General features: G+C 70.9%; 17 protein-coding genes and 1 tRNA gene. 8 read left to right on the forward strand and 10 right to left on the reverse strand.

Going from position 1 to position 18463, the window contains the following annotated elements:
* Nucleotides 1-118 precede the first annotated feature (118 nt).
* The 4 genes from D9753_RS17515 to pknB all read left to right on the forward strand — a co-directional run bounded on the left by D9753_RS17515 (nt 119) and on the right by pknB (nt 6849).
* Nucleotides 119-1672, forward strand: coding sequence for a Stp1/IreP family PP2C-type Ser/Thr phosphatase (locus D9753_RS17515; RefSeq protein WP_205614399.1), 1554 nt, complete (start codon nt 119-121; stop codon nt 1670-1672).
* A gap of 27 nt (nt 1673-1699) precedes the next feature.
* Nucleotides 1700-3151 (forward strand): FtsW/RodA/SpoVE family cell cycle protein, encoded by a 1452-nt coding sequence (locus tag D9753_RS17520; RefSeq protein ID WP_121787860.1) that lies wholly within the window; start codon nt 1700-1702, stop codon nt 3149-3151.
* Nucleotides 3148-4632 (forward strand): peptidoglycan D,D-transpeptidase FtsI family protein, encoded by a 1485-nt coding sequence (locus tag D9753_RS17525; protein ID WP_121787861.1) that lies wholly within the window; start codon nt 3148-3150, stop codon nt 4630-4632. Before D9753_RS17520 ends, D9753_RS17525 begins: the two co-directional genes overlap by 4 nt.
* 195 nt (nt 4633-4827) lie before the next feature.
* Nucleotides 4828-6849, forward strand: coding sequence for a Stk1 family PASTA domain-containing Ser/Thr kinase (gene pknB, locus D9753_RS17535; RefSeq protein ID WP_121787862.1), 2022 nt, complete (start codon nt 4828-4830; stop codon nt 6847-6849).
* A 109-nt stretch (nt 6850-6958) separates the two neighbouring features.
* Here the strand turns inward: pknB and D9753_RS17540 are convergent, their stop codons facing one another.
* The 5 genes from D9753_RS17540 to D9753_RS17560 all read right to left on the reverse strand — a co-directional run bounded on the left by D9753_RS17540 (nt 6959) and on the right by D9753_RS17560 (nt 10595).
* Nucleotides 6959-7717: a class E sortase gene (locus tag D9753_RS17540; protein ID WP_121787863.1), complete on the reverse strand. Its 759-nt coding sequence runs from the start codon at nt 7715-7717 to the stop codon at nt 6959-6961.
* Nucleotides 7718-7745: 28 nt separating this feature from the next.
* Nucleotides 7746-8864: a class E sortase gene (locus tag D9753_RS17545; protein WP_205614182.1), complete on the reverse strand. Its 1119-nt coding sequence runs from the start codon at nt 8862-8864 to the stop codon at nt 7746-7748.
* Complete coding sequence (locus D9753_RS17550; protein WP_121787864.1) at nt 8861-9499, reverse strand: aminodeoxychorismate/anthranilate synthase component II; 639 nt, start codon at nt 9497-9499, stop codon at nt 8861-8863. The genes D9753_RS17545 and D9753_RS17550 overlap by 4 nt, the downstream gene beginning before the upstream one ends.
* On the reverse strand, nt 9496-9657 hold the full coding sequence (locus D9753_RS17555) for a hypothetical protein (RefSeq protein ID WP_121787865.1): 162 nt from the start codon (nt 9655-9657) through the stop codon (nt 9496-9498). Before D9753_RS17555 ends, D9753_RS17550 begins: the two co-directional genes overlap by 4 nt.
* A gap of 149 nt (nt 9658-9806) precedes the next feature.
* A complete protein-coding gene (locus tag D9753_RS17560; RefSeq protein WP_121787866.1) occupies nt 9807-10595 on the reverse strand; it encodes a DUF881 domain-containing protein in 789 nt (262 codons plus the stop codon).
* A gap of 152 nt (nt 10596-10747) precedes the next feature.
* On the opposite strand from D9753_RS17560, the gene crgA reads away from it, so the two are divergent.
* Nucleotides 10748-11002, forward strand: a complete 255-nt coding sequence (gene crgA, locus D9753_RS17565) for a cell division protein CrgA (protein ID WP_121787867.1) — start codon at nt 10748-10750, stop codon at nt 11000-11002.
* Nucleotides 11003-11284: 282 nt separating this feature from the next.
* Here the strand turns inward: crgA and D9753_RS17570 are convergent, their stop codons facing one another.
* Complete coding sequence (locus tag D9753_RS17570; protein WP_121787868.1) at nt 11285-12169, reverse strand: rhomboid family intramembrane serine protease; 885 nt, start codon at nt 12167-12169, stop codon at nt 11285-11287.
* 195 nt (nt 12170-12364) lie between these two features.
* Complete coding sequence (locus tag D9753_RS17575) at nt 12365-12895, reverse strand: peptidylprolyl isomerase (protein WP_121787869.1); 531 nt, start codon at nt 12893-12895, stop codon at nt 12365-12367.
* 205 nt (nt 12896-13100) lie between these two features.
* Here D9753_RS17575 and D9753_RS17580 point away from each other — a divergent pair, with 205 nt between their 5' ends.
* Nucleotides 13101-13802 carry a DUF5324 family protein gene (locus tag D9753_RS17580; RefSeq protein WP_121787870.1) on the forward strand — a complete coding sequence of 234 codons (702 nt, stop codon included), beginning with the start codon at nt 13101-13103 and terminating at the stop codon, nt 13800-13802.
* Nucleotides 13803-14073: 271 nt separating this feature from the next.
* Here D9753_RS17580 and D9753_RS17585 read toward each other — a convergent pair.
* Nucleotides 14074-14146 (reverse strand) — tRNA-Ala (locus D9753_RS17585).
* A gap of 182 nt (nt 14147-14328) precedes the next feature.
* Here D9753_RS17585 and D9753_RS17590 point away from each other — a divergent pair.
* A complete protein-coding gene (locus tag D9753_RS17590; RefSeq protein ID WP_121787871.1) occupies nt 14329-14877 on the forward strand; it encodes a helix-turn-helix domain-containing protein in 549 nt (182 codons plus the stop codon).
* Nucleotides 14878-15057: 180 nt separating this feature from the next.
* Nucleotides 15058-16452: a serine/threonine-protein kinase gene (locus D9753_RS17595; protein ID WP_121787872.1), complete on the forward strand. Its 1395-nt coding sequence runs from the start codon at nt 15058-15060 to the stop codon at nt 16450-16452.
* Here the strand turns inward: D9753_RS17595 and D9753_RS17600 are convergent.
* Nucleotides 16416-17786: a hypothetical protein gene (locus tag D9753_RS17600; protein WP_338057982.1), complete on the reverse strand. Its 1371-nt coding sequence runs from the start codon at nt 17784-17786 to the stop codon at nt 16416-16418. The genes D9753_RS17595 and D9753_RS17600 overlap by 37 nt on opposite strands.
* Nucleotides 17787-18108: 322 nt before the next feature.
* The gene (locus D9753_RS38005) at nt 18109-18237 is read right to left on the reverse strand and encodes a DLW-39 family protein (protein ID WP_003999697.1); all 129 of its coding nucleotides are present in this window, start codon (nt 18235-18237) and stop codon (nt 18109-18111) included.
* Nucleotides 18238-18463: the final 226 nt, after the last annotated feature.

Raw genomic sequence — 18463 nt, forward strand, 5'->3', positions numbered from 1 at the left:
AGCGGAGCGAGCACGCAGCGGCAGGCCGCCACCCGGTCTCCGGCGCGCTCCCGACCGGAGGGTGGGCAGTGTGGCTCGACACGACCGGCTGTACCCGGAGCCGACGGGCGAGGTGCGCATGAGTCTGTCACTGCGCTTTGCCGCCGGATCGCACAAGGGCATGATCCGGGAGGGCAACGAGGACTCCGGTTACGCCGGTCCGCGCCTGCTCGCCATCGCCGACGGCATGGGCGGCCAGGCCGCGGGCGAGGTCGCCTCCTCCGAGGTGATCTCCACCCTGGTCACCCTCGACGACGACGTGCCCGGCTCCGACCTGCTCACCTCCCTCGGTGTGGCCGTGCAGCGCGCCAACGACCAGCTACGCTCCATGGTCGAGGAGGACCCCCAGCTCGAGGGCATGGGGACGACCCTCACCGCCCTGCTGTGGACCGGGCAGCGGCTCGGCCTGGTCCACGTCGGCGACTCGCGCGCGTATCTGCTCCGCGACGGCGTGCTCACGCAGATCACCCAGGACCACACCTGGGTGCAGCGCCTCGTCGACGAGGGCCGGATCACCGAGGAAGAGGCCACCACCCACCCGCAGCGCTCCCTGCTGATGCGCGCCCTCGGCAGTGGCGAGCACGTCGAACCCGACCTGTCGGTCCGTGAGGTCCGGGCCGGCGACCGCTACCTGATCTGCTCCGACGGGCTGTCCGGAGTCGTCTCCCACCAGACGATGGAGGAGACCCTCGCCAGCTACCAGGGCCCGCAGGAGACCGTGCAGGAGCTGATCCAGCTCGCGCTGCGCGGCGGCGGCCCCGACAACATCACGGTCATCGTCGCCGACGTCCTCGATCTGGACACCGGGGACACCATCGCCGGGCAACTGTCCGACCAGCCGGTCGTGGTCGGTGCCGTCGCCGAGAACCAGCTCCACCTGCACGACAACGGCATCATGCAGACGCCGGCCGGCCGCGCCTCCCACCTGGGCCGCCAGAACCAGCGCAACGGTGGCGGCGAGTTCGGCCCCCCCGGCTCCGGCGACACCGCCGGCTACGTCCCGGACGGCAGCTTCGACGACTACGCCGACGACGACTTCACCAAGCCGCGCGGGAAGCACCGGTGGCTGAAGAGATCCCTGTACGGCGCCCTCGCGCTCGCCGTCGTCGGCGGCGGCCTCTACGGCGGCTACCGCTGGACACAGACGCAGTACTACGTCGGCGCCAATGACGAGCACGTCGCGCTGTACCGCGGGATCAGCCAGGACCTGGCCTGGGTGTCGCTGTCGAAGGTGGAGCGGGACCACCCCGAGATCGAACTCAAGTACCTGCCGCCGTACCAGCAGAAGCAGGTGAAGGCCACGATCACGGAGGGCGGTCTCACGGACGCCCGGACGAAGGTCCAGGAACTGGCCGTGCAGGCGTCCGCGTGCCGCAAGCAGGAAGAGCGGCAGGCCGCCGACAAGGCGCGGAACAACGCCAAGAACGACCGGGGCAAGTCCGGCGGCGCCATCGGTACCGCCACGCACGCCGCCTTCACCAAGGCATCCCCGAGCCCCGATCCGTCGGCTTCGAGCACGTCCCCGACGTCCCCTCCGAAGTCTCCGTCCACGACCCCGTCCGCGACCCCCAGCCCCGGCCCCACTCTCTCGGAGGATGAGCAGAAGGTCGTCTCGCTGTGCGGTAAGCAGTAGGCAAGCCGTGAGAGGCCCCGTCACACGATGAGCAGTACTACGAATTCGCCGACGCATCACACGTCCACGATCGGCGCGATCGGCGCACCGAGCCGTCGCAACACCGAGCTGGCCCTGCTGGTCTTCGCGGTGGTCATCCCCGTGTTCGCCTACGCCAACGTGGGCCTGGCCATCGACGACCAGGTCCCCGCGGGCCTGCTGAGCTACGGGCTCGGGCTGGGCCTGCTGGCCGGCGTCGCCCATCTCGTCGTACGGAAGTTCGCGCCGTACGCCGACCCGCTGCTGCTACCGCTGGCGACCCTGCTCAACGGGCTCGGACTCGTCGTCATCTGGCGGCTGGACCAGTCGAAACTGCTTCAGTCGCTGCCCCACTTCGCCCCGGCCGCGCCCCGCCAGCTGCTCTACACCGCGCTGGGCATCGCCCTGTTCGCCGTGGTGCTGATCTTCCTGAAGGATCACCGGGTCCTACAGCGCTACACCTACATCTCGATGTTCAGCGCGCTGGTCCTGCTCATCCTGCCGCTGGTGCCCGGCCTCGGTGCCAACATCTACGGCGCCAAGATCTGGATCAAGATCCCCGGCCTGGGCTCCCTCCAGCCCGGCGAGTTCGCGAAGATCGTCCTCGCGGTCTTCTTCGCCGGATACCTGATGGTCAAGCGCGACGCCCTCGCCCTCGCCAGCCGCCGCTTCATGGGCCTGTACCTGCCGCGCGGCCGCGACCTCGGTCCCATCCTGGTCGTCTGGGCGATCTCGATCCTCATCCTGGTCTTCGAAACCGACCTGGGCACGTCGCTGCTGTTCTTCGGAATGTTCGTCATCATGCTGTACGTCGCCACCGAGCGGACCAGCTGGATCGTCTTCGGTCTGCTGATGTCCGCGGTCGGCGCCGTCGGCGTGGCGAGCTTCGAGTCGCACATCCAAACGCGTGTGCACGCCTGGCTCGACCCGATGCGCGAGTACCAGCTCAGCCGCCAGATCACCCATGACGGCATCCTCCACTCCGACCAGTTGCAGCAGGCCCTGTGGGCGTTCGGTTCCGGCGGCACCCTCGGCACCGGCCTCGGCCAGGGCCACTCGGACCTGATCAAGTTCGCCGCCAACTCCGACTTCATCTTCGCCACCTTCGGCGAGGAGCTGGGGCTCGCCGGCATCATGGCGATCCTGCTGATCTACGGTCTGATCGCCGAGCGCGGTGTGCGCACCGCCCTCGCCGCCCGCGACCCGTTCGGCAAGCTGCTCGCCATCGGCCTGTCCGGCGGCTTCGCGCTCCAGGTGTTCGTCGTGGCCGGCGGTGTGATGGGCCTCATCCCGCTGACCGGTATGACGATGCCGTTCCTCGCGTACGGCGGTTCCTCCGTGCTGGCCAACTGGGCTCTGATCGGCATCCTCATCCGCATCAGTGACACCGCCCGCCGCCCGGCGCCCGCCCCCGCCGCCAACCCCGACGCCGAGATGACCCAGGTGGTCCGCCCGTCATGAACAAGCCCCTGCGCCGGATCGCGCTCTTCTGCGGACTCCTCGTCCTGACCCTGCTGCTGCGGGACAACTACCTCCAGTACGTCAGGGCCGACAAGCTGAAGGACGACCCGAACAACCGCCGGGTCACGATCGCCCGCTACGCCACCCCGCGCGGCGACATCATCGTCGGCGGCGGCCCCATCACCGGATCCGCGCTGACCAGCAAGACCGGCGAGAACGACCTGAAGTACAAGCGCACCTACAAGAACGGCGCCATGTGGGCCCCGGTCACCGGGTACGCCTCGCAGGCCTTCGGTGCCACCCAGCTGGAGTCCATCGAGGACGGCATTCTCACCGGCGACGACGACCGGCTGTTCTTCCGCAAGACGCTGGACATGATCACCGGCAAGGAACAGCAGGGCGGCAACGTCGTCACCACGCTCAACGCCGCCGCGCAGAAGGCCGCGTTCGACGGTCTGCGCCACCAGGGTGGCAAGGGCGCGGTCGTCGCCCTGGAGCCGTCCACCGGCAAGATACTGGCGCTGGCCTCCTACCCGTCGTACGACCCGTCGTCCTTCGCGGGGAACACCAACGACGACGCGGCGGCCTGGAAGAAGCTCCAGAAGAAGTACAACCCGGCCGACCCGATGCTGAACCGGGCGCTGCGCGAGACCTATCCGCCGGGCTCCACCTTCAAGGTGGTCACGGCCGCGGCGGCGCTGGAGAACGGCAAGTACACCTCGGCCGACCAGAAGACCGAATCGCCGCTGCCGTGGACCATGCCGGGCACCACCACCCAGCTGAAGAACGAGGGCAACATCCCGTGCGAGAACGCGACCATGCGGGTCGCGCTCCAGTACTCCTGCAACACCGTCTTCGGCAAGATCGGCGCCGACCTCGGCAACGACAAGATGCTCGCCGAGGCGAAGAAGTTCGGCTTCGACTCCCAGCAGTTCACCCCGGTGCGGTCCAGCGCCTCGGTGTTCTCCGACGACATGAACGCGTCGCAGACCGCGCTGTCCTCCATCGGCCAGTACAACACCGCGACCACCCCGCTCCAGATGGCCATGGTCGCCTCGGCGGTCGCCAACGACGGCAAGCTGATGAAGCCGTACATGGTCGACTCGTTGCAGTCCCCTTACCTGGACCCGGTCGCCAAGACCCAGCCGGAGGAGCTGAGCCGCCCGCTGTCGCCCGAGAACGCGCAGATCCTCCAGTCGATGATGGAGACGGTCGTCGAGAAGGGCACCGGTACCCGCGCGAAGATCGACGGGGCGGTCGTCGGCGGCAAGACCGGTACCGCCCAGCACGGTGTGGAGAACAGCGAGAACCCGTACGCGTGGTTCATCTCCTACGCCAAGCTGAGCGACCACAGCAGCCCGGTCGCCGTGGCCGTGGTCATCGAGGACGAGGGTGCCAACCGCGACGACATCTCCGGCGGCGGCCTGGCCGCGCCGATCGCGAAGGACGTCATGAAGGCGGTCATCAACTCCAAGAAGTGAGCGTCCCGGTCACCGCCGAGTGACGCCGCTCACACCGCCCTCGCATCACCGCACGTTGCGGTCCCGGTCCTGTACCGGGTTACGGGCTTGGCCAGGTCACACAGAGCGAGCCGGGTACGGTAGGCCCGGACGGCAGCCTCCGGCCGCACACAGAGGTGCGCGGCCGGGACCCACGGAGAGGGCTGGTAGGTAGCTATGGAAGAGCCGCGTCGCCTCGGCGGCCGGTACGAGCTGGGCCAGGTGCTCGGCCGCGGTGGCATGGCGGAGGTCTACCTCGCGCATGACACCCGCCTCGGCCGCACCGTGGCGGTGAAGACGCTGCGCGCGGATCTCGCGCGTGATCCGTCCTTCCAGGCCCGGTTCCGCCGGGAGGCCCAGTCGGCCGCCTCGCTCAACCATCCCGCGATCGTCGCGGTCTACGACACGGGCGAGGACTACATCGACGGGGTCTCCATCCCGTACATCGTGATGGAGTACGTCGACGGTTCCACGCTCCGCGAGCTGCTGCACTCCGGCCGCAAGCTGCTGCCCGAGCGTGCGATGGAGATGACCATCGGCATCCTCCAGGGCCTGGAGTACGCGCACCGCAGCGGCATCGTGCACCGGGACATCAAGCCGGCCAACGTCATGCTGACCCGCAACGGCCAGGTCAAGGTCATGGACTTCGGCATCGCCCGCGCCATGGGCGACTCCGGGATGACCATGACCCAGACGGCCGCGGTGATCGGCACGGCCCAGTACCTCTCGCCGGAGCAGGCCAAGGGCGAGCAGGTCGACGCCCGGTCCGACCTTTATTCGACCGGGTGTCTCCTCTACGAGCTGCTGACGGTACGGCCGCCCTTCGTGGGCGACTCCCCCGTGGCCGTCGCCTACCAGCACGTGCGCGAGGAACCCCAGGCTCCCTCGGTCTTCGACCCCGAGATCACCCCCGAGATGGACGCCATCGTCCTGAAGGCGCTGGTCAAGGACCCTGACTACCGCTACCAGTCGGCCGACGAGATGCGCGCCGACATCGAGGCGTGCCTGGACGGCCAGCCGGTCGCGGCCACGGCCGCGATGGGCGCGGTGGGCTACGGCGGCTACCCCGACGATCAGGCGACGACGGCCCTGCGGTCGGACGCGGGCGCGGGCGCGACCAGCATGCTCCCGCCCATGAAACCCGACGAGGGCGGCTACGGCTACGACGACCGCCCGGACCGCCGCCGCCAGCAGAAGAAGTCCCACACCTCCACGATCCTGCTGGTGGTGGCGGGCCTGCTGGTGCTGGTCGGCGCGATCCTGATCAGCAAGTGGGCCTTCACCGGCGGGGGTTCGGGCGACGACAAGGTGACCGTACCGACGTTCGTGGGCCAATCGGAGAAGAGGGCCCGGAAGCTGGCCGACAACGCCGGCCTCCAGGTCTCGGTCACCAGGAAGTCCTGCGACGACCAGGCCACGGGCAACGTGTGCACCCAGAACCCGGATCCGGATGAGAAGGTCGCCAAGGACTCCACGGTCACCCTGGTGATCTCCACGGGTGCGCCGAAGGTGACCGTGCCGGACGTGCGCGGCGCCCAGTACGACCAGGCGGAGGCCGAACTCAAGTCCAAGGGGTTCGACGTCGAGAAGAGCACCCAGGTGTCGACCCGCACGCCCGGTGTCGTCATCACCCAGGACCCGGCGGGCGGCACCAGCAAGGAGAAGGGCACCACGATCACGCTCACGGTCGCCAAGGCCGAGGAGAAGATCACCGTGCCCGACGTCACCGGGAGGTCCTGTGACGAGGCGAAGGCCGAACTCCAGGCCAAGGGGCTCGCGCCGACCTGCAACGACACTCAGGTCAGCGACCCCGCCCAGAACGGCAAGGTGCAGAACACCAACCCGGCGGCGGGCCAGCAGGTCGTGAAGAACACCAATGTGGTGATCAACGTCGGCAAGGCGCAGGAACAGCCGAAGACGCAGGTCCCGGACGTCCGGGGCCGTACGGTCGCCGTGGCCAGGCAGTTGCTGAACGCCGCGGGCTTCACGAACATCCAGTTCGCGAACGGCAGTGACGGCAGCGACACCGCGATCGTCGCCGCCCAGGACCCGAAGCAGAACGACCAGGTCGACGACCCGGCGGGCACCACCGTCACCCTGACGACCCTGGGCTTCGGGAACAACAACGGCGGCGGGAACGGCAACGGCAACGGCGGCGGCAACGGCGGCACGAACTTCTTCGGCGGCACCACCGGCTGACGCCCCGCGCTCGCACGTGGGCCCCTGCCGGGACATCCCGGCAGGGGCCCACGCCGTTCCCGGCGTCCCATGAGCGGCGCGCCGGCACGATGCCGGCTGCGCGGTTCCGTCAGCGCAGTTCCGCCGGCGGGGTCCGCCGGGCGTCGACCTTCTGCACGCGGACCAGTTCGCCCCAGACGACGTAGCGGTAGCGGGAGGTGTAGACGGGGGTGCAGGTCGTCAGGGTGATGTAGTGGCCGGGCTTCTTCCGGCCGGACTCCCTGGGGACGGACGACAGGACCCTGACGTTGTACTTCGAGGTCTCGGGGAGGACCGAGTAGACCTTGTAGACGTACCAGTCGTCCCGGGTCTCGAAGACGATCGGGTCGCCCTCGCGCAGCTTGTCGATGTTGTGGAACTTCGCGCCGTGGCCGTCGCGGTGGGCGGCGAGGGCGAAGTTGCCGGCCTTGCCGGTGCTGGGCAGCGAGGACCTGACCGGGTCCGTGTAGTAGCCGGCGACGCCGTCGTTGAGGACGTCCGTGCCCGTGCCCTTCTCGACCAGCACCTCACCGTTCTTCATCGCCGGCACGTGCAGGAAGCCGATGCCGTCCTTGGTGTCGAGCGCGCCCGGGCCGGTCTCCTCCTGCTGCGCCCAGTGCTCGCGGACCCGGTCGGCCTGCCGGTCCGCCTTGCGGTCCGCTATGACGTTGGTCCACCACAGCGAGTAGACGACGAACAGGCCGAGCAGCACGCCTGCCGTGATGAGGAGTTCACCGAAGACGCTGACCGCCGTCGCGATCCGGCCGGGGCGCCGACCGCGCGCAGTCGGATCCGGGTCCGGTTCGGACGCGTCCGTGGTGTCTTCGGTCTCGTCGGTGGTCGCTGCCACAGTTCTCTCTGCCCTTACTCGGTGAGCCCTACTCGATGAGCGCGTCCGGCTTGCCCTTGCTCCGCGGGCGTTCCTCGACCATCTTGCCCCAGACGATCAGCCGGTACCTGCTGGTGAACTCCGGCGTGCAGGTGGTGAGGGTGATGTAGCGGCCGGGCCCGGTGAACCCCGAGCCCGGCGGGACGGGGTCCAGCACGCTCGTGTTGGACGGGGGGGTCACCGGAAGCATCGAGGTCACCTTGTACACGAAGTACGTGTCCTGCGTCTCGACCACGACCGCGTCGCCGGCCTTGAGCCGGTTGATGTACCGGAACGGCTCACCGTGGGTGTTGCGGTGCGCGGCGAGACCGAAGTTGCCGGTCCGGGCGTCGGGCATCGCCGTCCTGAGCGCACTCCGGCCGCCGTAGTGCCCGACCATGCCCTTGTCGAGGACCTTCTTGTTGCTGACGCCCTCCGCGATGGGCGCGACCACGTCGAGGGTGGGGATGTGCAGGATGGCGAAACCCTGGCCCGGTTCGAAGACGCCCGGCTTGCGCCTGCCGCTGGCCCAGTCGTCCTGGAGCTGGTGCGTCTCGCTGCCGGCCTGCGCGTGCGCGCGGACGTTGGTCCACCAGAGCTGGTAGGTGACGAACAGCAGCATCAGCACGCCGGTGGTGATGAAGACCTCGCCGACGGCGCGGCTCACGAAGACGGCCGGGCCCGGCTTGCGCAGTTTCGCCTGCCGCCGGGCCTCCACCCGGGACTGCGGGCGCCCCGCGACCGGCTCCGCCGACGGCGGAGCCTCCGTCCCCCTCGCCCCGCCGTGGCGCCCGCCGCGGCGCTTGGCGGCCTTTCTGCGGGCCGCCCGGCCGCCCGGTGTGACTCCGGTTGCGGAAGGGGCCGGGGAGGCAGCAGGCGGACGCACGGGCGCGTTCTGCGGGCCGGTGCCCCCCGGTACCGGGATCCGCAGCGCCATCGTCTCCTCGTCGGCGGGAGGTGACGGCGCCATGAGGTGCTCGCCCCGCGCCGGGCCCGCCTCCGTCAGCCGGGGCATCGGGGCCGTCGGCGGATCCTCCCGGCGTCCCGTGTGCGGCCGCGCACCGCCGGAGGACTCGTACGGCCTGCCGCCGCCGTACAGATCCTCGCGCTCGGGGCGCAGCGCGGTCACGCCGTGGCCCTGCCCACCACCGGGGCGAGCCCCGCCGATCTCGCCACGGCGCCCTGGTCGCCGCACTCGGCGAGCCAGTTGGCCAGCATCCGGTGGCCGTGCTCGGTCAGCACCGACTCGGGATGGAACTGCACGCCCTCCACCGGGAGTTCGCGGTGGCGCAGGCCCATGATGATGCCGTCGTGCGTGCGGGCCGTCACCTCCAGCTCGGCCGGGACGGTCGCCGGCTCGGCGGCCAGAGAGTGGTAGCGGGTCGCCGTGAAGGGGGAGGGCAGGCCCGCGAAGACGCCCTTGCCCCCGTGCTCGACCGGCGAGGTCTTGCCGTGCAGCAGCTCGGGCGCCCGGTCGACCACGCCGCCGTACGCCACCTGCATGGACTGCATGCCGAGGCAGACGCCGAAGACCGGTACGCCGGTCGAGGCGCAGTGGCGGACCATGTCCACGCACACGCCGGCCTGCTGCGGCGTCCCGGGTCCGGGCGAGAGCAGCACGCCGTCGAAGCCGTCCTGGGCGTGCGCGGTCGACACCTCGTCGTTGCGCAGCACCTCGCACTCGGCGCCGAGCTGGTACAGGTACTGGACGAGGTTGAAGACGAAGCTGTCGTAGTTGTCGACGACGAGAATCCGCGCGCTCACTGGTTGTCCACCGTCACATCGTTGAAGGGCAGCAGCGGCTCGGCCCACGGGAAGACGTACTGGAACAGGACGTAGACCACGGCCAGGACCAGTACGAGCGAGACGAACGCCCTCACCCACGCGTTGCCCGGCAGATGCCGCCAGATCCAGCCGTACATGCCGTCCCCTGCCGTCCTTCCGTGTTCCCTACGGCACCAGACCCACGCCGTACGTCACCAGACTAGCGGCGCGGCGCCCCCGGTTCTCCTGCCTCCGCGGAGCCGGTGCCGTCCGGGGCGCGCACGCCGGGGTTGTGCGCGCGGGCCGGTCACCCCACGGGCTTGGCGTAGTGCAGGTCCACCGTGCCGGAGTAGCCGGGAAGGGTCACCGTGCCCTCGTCGGCGACTTTCCAGCCGAGGCCGTAGACGTTGACGTACACCATGTAGGTCTGGATCGCCTTGCTCGCCGCGAGCGCCTCCTTCAGCCGCCCCGGGTCCCCGACCGCCGTGATCCTGTACGGCGGCGAGTAGACGCGGCCCTGGAGGATCAGGGTGTTGCCGACGCAGCGCACCGCGCTGGTGGAGATCAGCCGCTGGTCCATGACCTTGATGCCCCGGGCGCCGCCCTGCCACAGCGCGTTGACGACGGCCTGGAGGTCCTGCTGGTGGATCACCAGGTAGTCGGGCTGGGGCTCGGGATAGCCGGGGAGCTTGGCAGTGGCGTTGGGCGGGGCGTCGTTCAGGGTGACGGTGACGGCCTTGCCGGTGAGCCCGCGGGTGCCCGCTTCGTTCTCCAGGGCACCGAGCTTCTCGTCCTCGGCCCTGGTGCTGCCGTCGTCGCTCTCGGCCAGCGACTCCACTCCGGCGCGCAGGGCCGCGTCGGACTCGTCCAGCCCCTTGTTCTTGCGGCTGCGCTGCTGGATCAGGTCGGACAGCTTCAGCAGGGAGCCGTCCTGCCGGATGTCGGTGCCCCGGGCGGTGTCGAAGCTGGTGAAGAAGATGAGCCCGGCGAGGGCGAAGACGGCCGCCGTGAGGATCCGCACGGGCCGGGGGCGCGGCCGGCGGGCCGGGCCGGAGTCCGTTGATCCCGTCCCGGGAAAGTCGGCAGAATTGCTCAACGTACCCTTATCTCCTTCGGCGCCACGGAAGCACTACGCTAACGGACGCCCGGGGGAGCACACAGAGTCGTCATGTCGGCCCCTTGTACGCTGCCCCGAGCCCGACCCAGTTCCCTGCGCGGCCACGCAGCGCATCGACAGGAGAGTCCCTCGTGCCGAAGTCACGTATCCGCAAGAAGGCCGACTACACGCCGCCCGCGGCGAAGCAGGCGCAGGCCATCAAGCTCACCAACCGTGCCTGGGTCGCACCGGTCATGCTGGCCATGTTCCTGATCGGTCTGGCCTGGATCGTCGTCTTCTACGTGACCGACGGATCGCTGCCGATCGACAGCCTGGACAACTGGAACATCGTGGTCGGTTTCGGCTTCATCGCCGCCGGCTTCGGCGTCTCCACGCAGTGGAAGTAGCGGCGGGCCGCCTCCGGGTGGCGTAGCTCTGCCCAGGGCTATCCACTGAGTTATCCACAACTGTTTTCCACAGTGGGGAAAAAGAACGACGATCTGTGGATAACCCGTCGCGTGTTGACGCCGGTGTGACTGGCGGACGGCCCGCCACACATACGTTCGCCCCCTGCCCACCTGCGGAAACACATCCGAGCGGCAGGGGGCACAGTCGTGCCCGCACAGCGTGCACAACACTCGCCACCCTCTGTGGACAACGGTTCGGTAGCCGGGTGTTCGCAGGCCCGGTCAGGTGAGCTGAGCGGTCCTGACCAGTGCCACGGCCACCGTCACGACGAGGACGGCGGCACAGGTGCCGTACTGCACCAGCGACCGCTTCTCCCGTGGGGCGTGCACCATCGCGAAGCCCGTCACGACCCCGGCGACCAGGCCGCCGATGTGCGCCTCCCAGGCGATGTTGCTGAACCGGAACGTGAAGAACAGGTTGATCACCAGCATCGCGATGACCGGACGCATGTCGTAGTTCAGCCGGCGCATCAGCACGGCGGTGGCGCCGAAGAGACCGAAGATCGCACCGGAGGCGCCCAGCGAGGCGGTCGTAGGGGAGGCGATCAGGTAGGTGAGCGCGCCGCCGGCCAGCCCGGAGACGAAGTACACCGCAAGATAGCGGGCCCGGCCGAGGGCCGCTTCGAGCGGACCGCCCACCCACCACAGGCTCAGCATGTTGAAGCCGATGTGCCAGTACTCCTCGTGCGCGAACATCGACGTCACGAAGCGGTACCACTCGCCGTCCGCGACCCCCGTGGTCGGCGTGAACGGTCTGGGGGGCCACTGGCCGATGAGGACCAGGTGCTCCAGCAGGGACCGGTCGGCCTGGACGGCGATGAACACCGCGAGGTTGATCCCGATGAGGATCTTGGTGAGCAGCCGGGGATCGGACGTGACCGTGCCGCCCGCGAGCGTCCGCGGCCGGGACGCCTGCGGCGCGTGCCCCGTACCCGAACCGCCGCGGACGCAGTCCGGGCACTGGAAGCCGACCGAGGCGCTGACCATGCACTCCGGGCAGATGGGGCGTTCGCACCGGGTGCAGCGCACGCCGGTCTCGCGGTCCGGGTGCCGGAAGCACACGGGCGCGCTCCCGGCGTCCTGTGCGCTGCCTGCGGCCTGCTCCATCGGATCCCCTTGGTCGTCGTGTCCCTGCCTGACGGCACTATCCTGCCCCGCTCATCCTTACGGACGGGCGCCGCGGTTGGTTCCCCGCGGGGCTTTTCCGGGAAGGCGGGGTTTCTCCGGGGGACCGGGGAGGGAAGGGAGCCGGGAGTGAAGGGGTCCGAGAGGGCGGGAGTGAAGGGGTCCGGGGAGCCGGGGTCAGCCCTCGCGCGTCTCGATGACCACCGTGTCGATGACGACGTCCTCCAGCGGACGGTCGTTGCGTCCGGTCGGCACGCTCGCGATGGCATCGACGACCTTCTGCGCCGCCGGGTCCGTGACCTGGCCGAAGATGGTCCGCTTGCCGTTCAGCCAGGTGCTCGGGGTGACCGTGATGAAGAACTGCGAGCCGTTGGTGCCCGGACCCGCGTTGGCCATGGCCATCAGGTAAGGGACGCCGAAGGACAGCTCGGGATGGCACTCGTCCTCGAACCCGTAGCCGGGTCCGCCGATGCCGTTGCCCAGGGGATCGCCGCCCTGGATCATGAAGCCGCTGATGACGGAGTGGAAGACCGTGCCGTCGTAGAGCCGCTTCCGCCCCTTCTCGCCGGTGCCGGGATGCGTCCACTCGCGTTCGCCCCGGGCCAGTTCGACGAAGTTCCGCACCGTCACGGGAGCGTGGTGCGGGAAGAGCCGCACCTCGATGTCGCCGAGGGTGGTCTTCAGAGTGGCATACAGCTTCTCAGCCACGAGGTGCCTTCCGTCGTCGTGCGCTGCGACGACTCGATCCTCGCACGGTCCCGCCCGCGCGTCGCCGCGCGGCCGCGACTTCCGCCGGGAGAGGGTTGTCGGCACCCGTATGCGCGTCCGCACATGCTGCGGCCGCGGTTGACAGGCATGATCCGTAAAAGGGTGGAAAGTCGAAATACCGTACGCCACCGAGGAGGAGGAACCCGTGACCCGCATCGAGAGCGTGCGCGCCGCGACCGGTTCGGCGAAGGACAGCGTGCTGCACGCCGCGGAAGTGGTGGCGCCTTACGCCGACACGGCCAAGGAGCGTGCCTCGCATTATGCGCAGGAGGCACGCGTACGGCTGGCGCCCGTGGTGTCGCAGGCCGCCGGACAGGCCCGCGTGCAGTACGACGCCCGGCTCGCCCCACGCGTGGAGCAGGCGCTGACCCACGTACCGCCGAAGGTCGACCAGGCCGCGCACGAAGCCGCCGCACTCACCCGCAAGGCCGCCCGACAGGCCGCCGAGTACTCGCTCCCCCGGATCGAACAGGCCGTGGCCGCGACCGCTCCGGTACGCGACGAGGCCGCCGCGCGCGGCGCCGCCGCCCTGGCAGCGCTGCGCGGCCAGGTCTCGGCCCAGCAGATCCAGAAGCTGGCCCGGCGCAACGAACGGCGCTCCCGGACCGGCCGCACCGTGAAGGCGCTGCTGGTGGTCGGCGCCGTGGCGGGTGGCGCCTTCGCCGCGTGGAAGTGGTGGGACCGGCAGGCGAACCCCGACTGGCTGGTCGAACCGTCCGCGGCGACGGAGGTCCCCGACGCGGGCCGCCTCAGCTCCGTGGACGGCACGGACGCCGCGACGCTGGACCCGGAGGTCGAGGCCAAGCAGGTGCAGGACGACCTGACGGACCGCGACGACCAGGCCTGACCCACGCGCTCCCACCGCACCCGGGAGAAGGCCCCTCCGGCCCGCGAATGAACGGGCCGGAGGGGCCTCCCCATGCCCAAGGGCGGACGCCGGCACCCGCGGGTCCGCGCGGACGCCGGCCCGCCCGTTGAACAGGCCGGACCGCGATCGGAGAAAAGAGCAGCGCCGAGGCCGTCCCTTGCCCCGTGAACACGGGCAGCCGAAGGCTGCGCAAGCAGGACAAAAACACCCCCCTGACGGCGTTTCCGCATGTCAGAGGGGTGGAACAGCGTGGAGCCTAGGGGAGTCGAACCCCTGACATCCGCCATGCAAAGACGGCGCTCTACCAACTGAGCTAAGGCCCCGGGAAGCAGCGCCCGGCCGGAGGAACCTCGTTCCGGCGGGTGCCGCAGACCAGAGTACCGGGTCACCCCCCGTATCCCGCAAAAAGATTGGGGGTCCCCGCGGATGACCACTCTCCGTAGGATGCTCGACGTGGTTCGCTACAGCGAACCGCGGTTTTCAGGGGCAGCGATGGGGAGACGCAATGGACGCCGCACAGCAGGAAGCCACCACGAGAGCGCGGGAGCTCCAGCGGAACTGGTACGGGGAGCCGTTGGGGGCGCTCTTCCGTAAGCTCATCGACGATCTCGGGCTGAACCAGGCCCGTCTCGCGGCAGTCCTGGGTCTGTCCGCTCCGATGCTCTCGCAGCTCATGAGCGGCCAGCGCGCGAAGATCGGCAACCCCGCGGTGGTGCAGCGGGTACAACTGCTCCAGGAGCTGGCGGCCCAGGTCGCGGACGGCAGTGCCAGCGCCGCCGAGGCGACCGAGCGCATGGACGAGATCAGGAAGTCGCAGGGAGGCTCCGTGCTCAACAACACGACGCAGACCACGGGCAGTTCCGGGGCGCCCACGGTCAAGCGCGTCGTCCGCGAGATCCAGTCGCTGCTCCGCTCGGTGGCCGCCGCGGGCGACATCATCGACGCCGCGGACACCCTCGCCCCGAGCCACCCCGAACTGGCGGAGTTCCTGCGCGTCTACGGCGCTGGCCGCACCTCCGACGCCGTCGCGCACTACCAGTCCCACCAGAACTGACGGCACGGCCCGCGCCACCTGAGGGACGTCCGGGCGGGACACGGGCCGGGGCGCCCGGATGGAGGTGCTCCGGGCGGAGGCACCCGGGCGCACAGGCGCGTATCTCCCGTCACATGGGTAGGGAAGGGGAGCGGGGGGCGCGGGGGCCTCGCAGGGCCAGGGGGAGGAGCGGCGGCTGTCATGGGTGAGGTCTTCGCCGGCCGGTACGAGCTGGCCGACCCGATCGGACGCGGTGGCGTGGGCGCCGTATGGCGGGCCTGGGACCACCGCCGCCGGCGGTACGTGGCCGCCAAGGTCCTCCAGCAGCGCGACGCGCACTCCCTGCTCCGCTTCGTCCGCGAGCAGGCCCTGCGCATCGACCACCCGCACGTCCTCGCCCCGGCCAGTTGGGCCGCCGACGACGACAAGGTGCTGTTCACCATGGAGTTGGTCGGTGGCGGCTCCCTGGTCCACCTGGTGGGCGACTACGGGCCCCTGCCGCCCGCGTTCGTGTGCACCCTGCTCGACCAACTGCTGTCCGGGCTCGCCGCCGTGCACGCCGAGGACGTCGTCCACCGGGACATCAAGCCCGCCAACGTGCTCCTGGAAGCCACCGGTACCGGCCGGCCGCGGCTCCGGCTGTCCGACTTCGGCATCGCCATGCGGCTGGGTGAGCCCCGGCTGACGGAGACCAACCTCGTGGTCGGCACGCCCGGTTACCTCGCCCCCGAGCAGATGCTGGGCGCCGAACCCGACTTCCCCGCCGACCTGTTCGCCGTCGGCCTGGTCGCCCTGTACCTCCTGGAGGGCGCCAGACCCGACGCCAAGGCGCTCGTGCAGTACTTCCTCGAACACGGGACTCCCGGACCGCCCAAAGGCGTCCCGGAACCGCTCTGGCAGGTCGTCGCCACGCTTCTCCAGCCCGACCCCGCGGACCGTTTCCGCACCGCCACGGGGGCTCGCAAGGCGCTCGCCGCGGCGGCGGAACTCCTGCCGGAGCCCGGCCCCGACGACGAACTCATCGAGATCTTCGACCAACTCGGCCCGCTGCCCCCGGGCTTCGGCCCCGAGGGTCCCCTCGCCCGGGCCTCCGGCGTGGCCCTGGAGACGGTCCCGGGGACGGGTGCGTGGACAGTCCCGGAGGCGGCTCAGGCGGCTCACCCAGCTCACCCGGCTCACCCAGCTCACTCGGCGGCCCCCGCGGCCGGCACCGGCTCCGGCGCCCGGCGTGGGAGCACACCGACGGGCACCGGCTCCCTGCCGGACAGCGGCCCCAAGGACACCGACCCGACGGGCACCGGCTCCCTCTCGGACACCGGCAGCTTCCGCCTGCCCCCACCGCGGCACCCCCCGGCACCGGATCCGCGTGCCGGCTCCGGCACCGCTTCCTACACCGCCCTTGATCCCCAGGCACCGCCCCGAACACCTCCACCGGCCCCGGCAGCTCCACCGGCCCCGGCAACTCCGCCCGCCCGGCGGCGCCGCGGTCGGCGTGCGGCCCGCCGCCCCGGTCCCCCGGCCCGCGTCGCGCTCCCGGTGCTGCTGCTGGCGCTCGCCTGCTACGCGGTCGGTTTCTGGGCGCTGACCCGTCGCTGAGCCCGCCGGGCCACCACCGTCCAGCCGCCGAGAAACAGCAGCAGCGCGGTTCCCCCGCCGATCCCGCCGACGGCGACCAGCGTCATCGTCGGGTCACCACCGTCCCCGGTGGCCCCGGTCAGCGCGGCCGTCCGGTCCTGCCCGGTGACCGTGAGGACGCCGGCCGGGACGGGCCGCCCGGCGTACGCCGGCCCAGAGTGCGCCTGTCCGCCCACCCGGACCCGCAGGGTCACCTCGAACGGCCCCGGCCCGAACGTGCGGGCCGTCCGCGCGCTGAGGTGCAGCACCAGGTAGTAGTCACCGGCGAAGCGGACGGAGGTCACCGCGGTGGGAACGGCGTACCGGTTGGCGTACTCCACCGGCGGGAGCGGCTGGAGGGCGGCGGGCCCGGCGGTGCCGGTGTAGCCGACGGAGGCGTCGTCGACGTAGCCGCGGACGGGGTTGTACAGGGAGAGGTTCAGGGCGCCGCCGACGTATCCGTGTCCCGGGGAGTCGCCCAGGCCGGCGGAGGCGTACAGCCGCCGGCCCCAGTCGAGCGGCACCTTGTAGAACCGGGTCTGTCCGGGTTCGAGGCGGGTCCGCCAGACGCCCTCGCCCAGCGGACGCGCCGCGGTGAAGCCGGTGCCGCCGGAACGGTCGCGGGGCGCGTCGGTCAGGGGCGCCGGGGTGGCGGAGTCCCAGGCCCGGGGTGCGGTGGTGGTGCCGGTCCGGGCCAGGGCCGGTTCCGTGGCGGGCGCGATCTCCAGCTCCCACGCGTCGTCCGGGGCCGCCGCGTGGGAGCCCTGGGCGTCGAGGCGTTCGACGAGGAGGTAGTACGTACCGGCGCCCTGGCACAGCGACTTACCGGCCTCGCGCTGCCCCAGGGCCGTGACCGGGCGCGGGCTGAGCCCGGCGCCGAATCGGGCGGAGGCGTACGAGCAGGACGTGCCGTGCGCGTCCCGGAGCGAGACGCGGATGCCGTCGGTGGCGGAGACGGTGGCGTCCACCGGCGGTACGGCGGTGACGGGGACGTACGCGGTGTCCCCGGCGGTCAGTTCGAGCCGGTAATAGAGCCTGCCGTTGCGCGGGAGAGTGCCGCGATAGGTCCGGCCGGGGTCCAGCAGGGCGGCCCCGGCGGTGTCCCGCGCGCCCACGACCCCCCGGGCGCCGGGGGCGAAGGCGTACGGCCCCGGGTCCGCACCGGCGGCTGCCGCCGGCGACGCGGCCGGCAGCACGAGCGCGGCACAGACGGCCACCGGAGCGAGAGCGGCGCGGAAAGCGGCGGCGAGGGCGGCACCGACGGCCGGCAGCACGTGCCGTCGGACGCCCCGCCACCACGCCGGAGGCCCTGCCACGTGCCGCCACCGCTCCGTACATCCTCGCGCGTCCCACCGCCACGCCGTGGGCCCTGCCAGGTGCCGCCACCGCTCCGTACGTCCTCGCATGTGCCGCCACCCCCGGTCCTCGGTCCGCCCCCGTCGTCCGCGTCCCATCCTGCCCCGGCCGCCCCTGCGCCGTCCGGGGCATCCGTACGGCCGTCCGAAATGCCCGCCGCCGCCCCGCCGAGCCGCCGTACCCCACCCACCGGAACCCCGCAACACGGAACCCCGCCTCCCGGGAACGCGAAACCCCGACCGCGAAGGCGGCCGGGGTCGGTTCAGCTCGGGTGTGGGGGACTCACGAACCCGTGGGCACGGAGTCAGTCGCCTCCGTCCACAGGTCCTGCTCGGCGCGATCCGCCTGGATCTGCCGGTACACGAGGAGCCCGCCGATGGCGGCCAGTGCGACCAGGAGCAGCTTCTTCACCGCGCGACCTCGTCTTTCCTTGACGTAAGGGACCTCTGGCGCCCGACTATACACACCGACCGATATCGATCGGTGACCTGCGTCGGGGCCCCGACTCCCCGCCTTCGGCAGCCCCGGGGTTCTCCCTCCCCGTGCACCCGTCCGGGTGGTGTTCATCGGAACATCGACGCGCCACGGCCGTTGGTCCACCACTTCGCGAACCTCATACACATCATGAGGAAAGTAC

The organism is Streptomyces dangxiongensis, from assembly GCF_003675325.1.
Lineage (GTDB): Bacteria > Actinomycetota > Actinomycetes > Streptomycetales > Streptomycetaceae > Streptomyces > Streptomyces dangxiongensis.